General features: G+C 59.3%; 3 protein-coding genes. 2 read left to right on the top strand and 1 reads right to left on the bottom strand.

Going from position 1 to position 3,009, the window contains the following annotated elements:
* Positions 1–1,177 (bottom strand): HEAT repeat domain-containing protein (locus ACH2EH_RS22145; RefSeq protein ID WP_395145157.1); only part of this gene is annotated, 1,177 nt, incomplete at its 3' end.
* A gap of 72 nt (positions 1,178–1,249) precedes the next feature.
* On the opposite strand from ACH2EH_RS22145, the gene ACH2EH_RS22140 reads away from it, so the two are divergent.
* Both ACH2EH_RS22140 and ACH2EH_RS22135 read left to right on the top strand, forming a co-directional pair.
* Positions 1,250–1,840 (top strand): hypothetical protein, encoded by a 591-nt coding sequence (locus ACH2EH_RS22140; RefSeq protein WP_395145156.1) that lies wholly within the window; start codon positions 1,250–1,252, stop codon positions 1,838–1,840.
* Positions 1,841–1,992: 152 nt separating this feature from the next.
* The gene (locus ACH2EH_RS22135) at positions 1,993–2,877 is read left to right on the top strand and encodes a hypothetical protein (RefSeq protein ID WP_395145155.1); all 885 of its coding nucleotides are present in this window, start codon (positions 1,993–1,995) and stop codon (positions 2,875–2,877) included.
* Positions 2,878–3,009: the final 132 nt, after the last annotated feature.

Below are 3,009 nucleotides of genomic sequence, written 5' to 3'. Positions count from 1 at the left end.
GCGCGGAGATGGCGTTCACCCGAACCTGGTTCTGGCCTGTCCACTTTCGGTAGAGTGGTTCCTGCCAGCTTGGCTCGGCACTGTCGGTGAGGAGCAGGCGGCGTAGCTCGGGCAAGAGAGTGGCTTCGTCGGCTCCGAGCTGGCCGAGGGCATCGAGCACCGTCCGGACAGTGGCGTGTGAGGTGGAGCGGAGCTTGGCGATAAGGGCATCCGACGCGGCGCGGGCTTTCTTGCCCATTTCACCGAGCGCAAAGCTCGCGTTTATCTGCACCCACTCCGACGGATGATCGAGTAAAGCCGTCAGGCTCGCCACGGCGGGGGTACCCAGAGCCGCGAGTGCGTAGGCCGCGTCGTCCATCACAGTGGCGCTCTCTTGCCACGCACTCTGGGTACGGGTTGCGAGCGCGGCGCAGAGAGGGGTAACAGCGGGCTCGCCCAGCGCGGCTAGGGCGTAGATCGCGCGAAAACGCTCCGGCTCCGGGCCATTGAGAGCAGAGATCAGCGTCGGGATTTGGGCTTCGTCTGGTTTGGGTGGGGTCGGCAGGTCAAAGTGCTCTGGCTCCTCCGTGCGCAAAAAGACAAACTTGACCATGTAGCGCGTCTGATCCAAGACATTCAACGAGCCACCGTGAGCGATATCAAAGTGCACCAACACGCAGGTCCCTGCCGGTCCAGCCGCCTGAAAGCCGCGTCCATAATCGTGTTCGGTGAGCTCTCGGTTGTAGTGCGTGCCGGGAATAAGCTGTGTGGGGCCGTGCTCTTTTGGCGTGTCCTGCGGGTAGTAAAGCACCATTGCATAGCGGCAGGCGTAGTGCCGTGGGCGTGAGAGTGGGCTGTGCGAGTCCTGGTGCCAGCCGATAAAGGCATGGGTTCCTGCTCCTGCTTTAAAGTCTCCCTCAGCAGTCCGCTGCGCGGGCTCATTGTTGTGTGCGAATCGGTGTGGGTGGAGCATGTAGCCTGCCCCAAGCACGTCGGTGAGGGCGGTGACGAGCTCTGGGGCATCTAGGATCGCCTGAAGCTCGGGTATGGCGGGCAGAATATTGTTGCCCGGGTTGCCTTCGTTCTTGAGAACCCATGCGAGCCGTTGCTGGATTTTTGCATGAAGTAAGGCAGGTAAGTTGGGGGGAAGAATCACATAACCATCGCGGTGAAACTGTTGGCGCTGCTCTGTCGTCATAGTCTACGTTGTACCCGACATGGTATATAATTCGTTTGCGATTTCTCGCAAACGATAGAGGAGAAGAATTTTTTGATGCGACTCAAACCAGGACTTGTTTTTATTGCGCTTGCGGGTCTGGCAACCCAGCCCCTCATTGGCTGTCCAAGCCCGCAGAACAGCGCTCCGCCTCCTGCCCCACCGGCTCAAACACTTCCGGCTGGCCGCTCTACGCTGCCCGATCTTCCCCCCGATCCGCGTGCTGCTCTGGGGGGGGCTCCCACGAGCGCGGGTGCTGTGGGGAGCACCGCGCTTCCGGCCAAGGCGGTGCCGGGCAGTGCGCTCAACAAGTTCTTTCCCAATGATGCCAATGGACTGAACCGGGTCTTCACACAGGAGAAGAATGGCTTTGCCATGGCGAACCTGAACAAAGGGAAGGCGACTCTCGCACAGCTCTCCATCAACGACACGGCTGCCAACCCGAGTGCGCGCGATAAGTTCAAGGGCACAGGGTTCTCGATTGAGGGCTTTCCGGCGGCCAAAGAGGGAATGAGTGCAATTGCAGTACTGGTGGGGGATCGCTACCAAGTTAAGATTCGCGCCACGGGCTCTGCCCTGAGTGATACGGAGCAGCAAAGCTGGCTTCTGAAGTTTAACCTCGCCGGACTGGCGGGGCTGAAGTAGAACGACTTACACCAGAGCCGCTCCCATAAACGGGGGCGTGTTATTATCCTCGTTCCTCGGACACAAAGGGCGCAAGCGCCCATGGCCGGAACGGCCTTCGTGTCGCGAAGCGACAAAAAGACGCCCCCGTTTATGGGGGCGGGAGAAATTTTATGGATGCAATTAATGTTTACGCGGATCGCCTGCCGTCGGCGGGGATGACGATTGGGGCGCTGAAGGCCCTGGACTGGGTCGCGCCCGGTCAGTGGGAAAATATTGTCGGCTACGAGAACATGCTCTCCGCCTACACGGGGGAGAGCGATCCGGGGATACTGCAGCAAGTCTCGGAGCGAAGCCTTGCACTCTTTGCTGATACGGCAGAGGGCTACCAGCGGGCGCTGTGGATCTACCAGGCCGTGGACTCCACCGATCACAAGCTGGGCACTGTCTCGCTGGCCCACCAGCTCGGGGAGCGCTTCTCGGCGCTGAAGTTCCTGGCAAAGCTCACGCCCAATGACGAAGTGACGCAGACCGTTGACCTGACGGTTAAGATTGTTGCGGAGCTGACAGCATTTACCTATGTCAATGGTCTGCCCGGCGACTCGATTGGTGACTTTGTGGCCGCACTAGGCGAGTACGAGCACGACTCGCTGGTTCGGATGGCCGCCTTAGTGACCTTCGACGGCCTGCTCCCGCTTGGCCCCGAGTTCCTGGATAAAGTAGACAGTAGCCTGCGCGGTTTCTCTGCCAGCCACCTCCAGGGCAACGAGACTTTTAAAGCACTCAGCTCGATGATCCCAGGCGGCGATACCCTCGGGCAGCTTGGCTTTATCGGTCAGACCTTCGGCGCAGTCTCCGGGTGGATCGGTAACTTCGTCCAGGAGCGCGGTCTCACACCCGAGAACATCTACGAGAGCCTCAAAGGCCGCATTGATGGTCTGGACGGTAAGATGGACGTGGTGGCCGCACTCATTGACACCCACACGGATTACTTCGCCCACACGGGGACACAGTCGCTCTGCCGGAGCCTGATGAACCGCGCCATCGCGGAGATCTAGGGAGCGAAAACAAAAAAAAGCGGTCAATCAAAGCGATTGACCGCTTCCACAGCATGTGGAGAGAAAAGGAGATCACACGACGAAACTATAACGTACGCTAAAGATTATGTCAAGAGTTCCCGATAAAAAAGT

The organism is Armatimonas sp. (assembly GCF_043760365.1).
Classification (GTDB): domain Bacteria; phylum Armatimonadota; class Armatimonadia; order Armatimonadales; family Armatimonadaceae; genus Armatimonas.
This window is presented reverse-complemented; position numbering and strand designations above follow the sequence as displayed.

Coding starts and splice junctions, on each gene's coding strand:
- ACH2EH_RS22135 (WP_395145155.1), top strand. CDS start 1,993: ATGGATGCAATTAATGTTTACGCGGATCGCCTGCCGTCGGCGGGGATG.